Here is a 3,939-nt window from a genome sequence, read left to right on the forward strand (position 1 = left end):
TCGCGCAGTCCGGAGAGGGATCCCGGGTCTGCAGCGCATCACTTCGTGCTGCGCCGCGCCCGGGATGACAACTGAGATCAGAAGCTGCCCCTCAGAGGCCCTGGTAGATCGGGAACTTGGCGCACAGCGCCTCGACCCGGGCCCGCACCGCCTTCTCCACCTTCGAGTTGTCGTCCGGGTTGGCGGCCAGGCCGTCCAGCACCTCGACCGCCATCTCGCCGACCTGGCGGAACTCGGCCACGCCGAAGCCGCGCGAGGTCGCCGCCGGGCTGCCCAGGCGGACGCCGGAGGTGATGGTCGGCTTCTCCGGGTCGAACGGCACGCCGTTCTTGTTGCAGGTCATGCCGGCATGCTCGAGGCTGGCCTCCGCCGCCTTGCCGGTCAGCTTCTTCGGCCGCAGGTCGACCAGCATCAGATGCGTGTCGGTGCCGCCGGAGACGATGTCCAGCCCGCCGGCGCGCACGGTCTCGGCCAGCGCCTTGGCGTTGTCGACCACCGCCTGGGCGTATGCCTTGAACTCCGGCCGCAGCGCCTCGCCGAAGGCCACTGCCTTGGCGGCGATGACATGCATCAGCGGGCCGCCCTGCAGGCCCGGGAAGACCGAGGAGTTGATCTTCTTGCCGATCTCCGGGTCGTTCGACAGCACCATGCCGCCGCGCGGGCCGCGCAGTGTCTTGTGCGTGGTGGTGGTGACGATATGGGCGTGCGGCAGCGGGCTGGGGTGGACGCCGCCGGCGACCAGGCCGGCGAAATGCGCCATGTCGACCATCAGATAGGCGCCGACCGAATCCGCGATCTGGCGGAAGCGGGCGAAGTCGATGATCCGCGGATAGGCCGAGCCGCCGGCGATGATCAGCTTCGGCTTGTGCTCGGTGGCCAGGCGCTGCAGCTCGTCATAGTCGATCCGCGCATCGTCCCGGCGGACGCCGTACTGCACCGCGTTGAACCACTTGCCGGACTGGTTCGGCGCCGCGCCGTGGGTCAGGTGGCCGCCGGCCGCCAGCGACATGCCCAGCACCGTGTCGCCCGGCTGCAGCAGGGCGAAGAACACCGCCTGGTTGGCCTGGGCGCCGGAATGCGGCTGGACATTGGCGAAGGCGCAGTCGAACAGCTGGCAGGCGCGCTCGATCGCCAGTTGCTCGACCACGTCGACATACTCGCAGCCGCCGTAGTAGCGGCGGTTCGGATAGCCCTCGGCGTATTTGTTGGTCAGGACCGAGCCCTGGGCCTCGAGCACGGCGCGGGAGACGATGTTCTCGCTGGCGATCAGCTCGATCTGCGTCTGCTGGCGCTTCAGCTCGTCCCGGATGCCGCGCAGCACGGCCGGGTCGGTGTCGTCCAGGCGGGCGGTGAAGAGGGAGGCGGCGGTGTCGGCGGAGCTCATGGGGCAGTCATCCTGGGTCAGGCGTTCAGCACGTCGATCTTGGCGATGCGGTCGCCGTGGCGACCGCCTTCGTAATCGGTGGACAGGAACACGGCAAGGCAATCCCGGGCCGTCTCGAAGCCGATGATTCGGGCGCCGAGCGCCAGTACGTTGGCGTCGTTGTGCTGGCGGCACAGCCGGGCGGTGGTGACGTCGTGGCACAGCGCCGCACGGATGCCGCGATGGCGGTTGGCGGCGATCGAGATGCCGATGCCGGTGCCGCAGACCAGCACGCCGCGGGTCGCCCGCCCGTCCCGGATCGCCTGCGCCATGGCGTGGCCGTAATCGGGATAGTCGACCCGGTCCGGACCGTTGGTGCCGAGGTCGAGAACGGCCAGTCCCCGCTCCTCGATCACCGCGCGGAGCTGGTCCTTGAGGGCATATCCGGCATGGTCTGCGGCGAGGGCGACGGTCTTCGTGGCGTCGGTCATGATGGTCCGGTCAGAGGGGATGCGGGCGACCTTCGCATATTTTGCTTTGGAGGGTGAGCTAGAACATGGCTCAATTGGGCCGCGCGTGCCGGCTGGGCCCGGCCGCAGTTTGCGGTTGCAGATTATAAGGTATTTTTCCCATTACCGTTGACATGCGCGATATCAAATGCGACCTCGTTGTCGCTGTTGACGACACAAAGAAAAGGAATTGAACAATGGAGGATGAAGCAAGCACCAGCGGACGCAACAATGACGATCTGGTGCAGATGACGACCCAGATCGTCACGTCCTATATTTCACGCAACACGGTTCCGACCGATCAGCTCGGGAGCGTGATCCAGGCGATCCACGATGCATTGCGGAATGTCGGCTCGGCGCCGGCGGCCGCTCCGGCCCCGGCGCAGGCCAAGCCGGCGGTGCCGATCCGGCGGTCGGTCCAGCCGGACCACATCGTCTGCCTGGAGGACGGCAAGAAGCTGAAGATGCTGAAACGGCACCTGCGGACGACCTACGGCATGACGCCGGAGGAGTACCGGGCGAAATGGGGCCTGCCGGCGGACTACCCGATGGTCGCGCCGAACTATGCGGAACAGCGCTCCGCCTTCGCCAAGAAGATCGGCCTGGGCAAGGCCCGCACCGACGCGGGCAAGGCCAAGCGCGCCTGATCGCCGCCGCCTCGGGGGCCGGCACGCTGCAGCATGAGCCATGCGGGCTTGGGCTGGCGGCGTCCCGGCCCCTGTGCTGTTATGCGCCACCTTTTAAGACAGTTCCGGAGTTCGCCCATGACTGCCTCCGCCGCCGCCGCGGCCGCCAAGCCGGCGCAGACCGGCCGCGCCGCCTTCCATTGGGAGGATCCGCTCCTGCTCGAGGAGCTGCTGACCGAGGAGGAGCGCATGGTGCGCGACGCGGCGCGCGCCTATTGCCAGGAGAAGCTGCAGCCGCGCGTGCTCGAGGCCAACCGGCACGAGGTGTTCCACCGCGAGATCATGAACGAGATGGGCGAGCTCGGCTTCCTCGGCTCGACCATCGACGGCTATGGCTGCGCCGGCGTGAACTATGTCTGCTACGGCCTGATCGCGCGCGAGGTCGAGCGGGTCGACAGCGGCTATCGCTCCGCCATGTCGGTGCAGTCGAGCCTGGTGATGCACCCGATCTACGCCTATGGCACCGAGGAGCAGCGCCAGAAGTACCTGCCCCGCCTGGCCACCGGCGAGATCGTCGGCTGCTTCGGCCTGACCGAGCCCGATGCCGGCTCCGACCCCGGCTCGATGAAGACCCGGGCGCGCAGCGTCTCCGGCGGCTACAGCCTGTCCGGCGCCAAGATGTGGATCACCAACTCGCCGATCGCGGACGTGTTCGTGGTCTGGGCCAAGGATGACAGCGGCGAGATCCGCGGCTTCATCCTGGAGCGCGGCATGAAGGGCCTGTCCTCGCCGAAGATCGAGGGCAAGTTCTCGCTGCGCGCCTCGACCACCGGCGAGATCGTGATGGACGAGGTGTTCGTCCCCGAGGAGAACCTGCTGCCCAACGTCAGGGGGCTGAAGGGCCCGTTCGGCTGCCTGAACAACGCCCGCTACGGCATCGCCTGGGGCGCCATCGGCGCGGCCGAGTTCTGCTGGCACACCGCCCGGCAGTACACGCTGGACCGCAAGATGTTCGGCCGCCCCCTCGCCGCCACCCAGCTGATCCAGAAGAAGCTGGCCGACATGCAGACCGAGATCACCCTCGGCCTGATCTCGGCGCATCGCCTGGGCCAGTTGAAGGACGAGGGCAAGGCGGCGCCGGAGGCGATCAGCCTGATGAAGCGCAACAACTGCGGCAAGTCGCTGGACATCGCCCGCCAGGCCCGCGACATGCTCGGCGGCAACGGCATCGCCGACGAGTTCCAGGTCATCCGCCACGTGATGAACCTGGAGGCGGTCAACACCTATGAGGGCACGCATGACGTGCACGCCCTGATCCTGGGCCGGGCGCAGACCGGGCTGGCGGCGTTCTGATACCAACGCTCGGAAATAAGGAGATTTGTCATCCCGGGCGCGGCGCAGCACGCAGTGATGCGCTGCAGACCCGGGATCTCTTCGAGCC

At 67.8% G+C, this 3,939-nt stretch carries 4 protein-coding genes; 2 read left to right on the top strand and 2 right to left on the bottom strand.

The genetic code is table 11. The features are described 5' to 3' along the window. Positions 1-91: 91 nt before the first annotated feature. Entirely contained in the window at positions 92-1,384 is a 1,293-nt protein-coding gene (glyA, locus tag ABDW35_RS33505; protein WP_343718182.1) for a serine hydroxymethyltransferase, read from the bottom strand. Between the two features lie 17 nt (positions 1,385-1,401). After that, positions 1,402-1,854: a ribose 5-phosphate isomerase B gene (rpiB, locus tag ABDW35_RS33510; RefSeq protein WP_343718183.1), complete on the bottom strand. Its 453-nt coding sequence runs from the start codon at positions 1,852-1,854 to the stop codon at positions 1,402-1,404. A gap of 215 nt (positions 1,855-2,069) precedes the next feature. Here rpiB and ABDW35_RS33515 point away from each other — a divergent pair, with 215 nt between their 5' ends. Both ABDW35_RS33515 and ABDW35_RS33520 read left to right on the top strand, forming a co-directional pair. Beyond that, positions 2,070-2,519, top strand: coding sequence for a MucR family transcriptional regulator (locus ABDW35_RS33515; protein WP_343718184.1), 450 nt, complete (start codon positions 2,070-2,072; stop codon positions 2,517-2,519). 117 nt (positions 2,520-2,636) lie between these two features. Beyond that, positions 2,637-3,851 carry an acyl-CoA dehydrogenase gene (locus tag ABDW35_RS33520; RefSeq protein WP_343718185.1) on the top strand — a complete coding sequence of 405 codons (1,215 nt, stop codon included), beginning with the start codon at positions 2,637-2,639 and terminating at the stop codon, positions 3,849-3,851. Positions 3,852-3,939: the final 88 nt, after the last annotated feature.

The sequence above is a fragment of the Inquilinus sp. genome (assembly GCF_039594555.1).
In the GTDB taxonomy this organism is placed as follows: Bacteria; Pseudomonadota; Alphaproteobacteria; order DSM-16000; family Inquilinaceae; genus Inquilinus.

Bases quoted from the DNA above. Each gene is read 5' to 3' on its own strand.
- glyA (WP_343718182.1), bottom strand. From the start codon at position 1,384: ATGAGCTCCGCCGACACCGCCGCCTCCCTCTTCACCGCCCGCCTGGAC.
- rpiB (WP_343718183.1), bottom strand. From the start codon at position 1,854: ATGACCGACGCCACGAAGACCGTCGCCCTCGCCGCAGACCATGCCGGA.
- ABDW35_RS33515 (WP_343718184.1), top strand. From the start codon at position 2,070: ATGGAGGATGAAGCAAGCACCAGCGGACGCAACAATGACGATCTGGTG.
- ABDW35_RS33520 (WP_343718185.1), top strand. From the start codon at position 2,637: ATGACTGCCTCCGCCGCCGCCGCGGCCGCCAAGCCGGCGCAGACCGGC.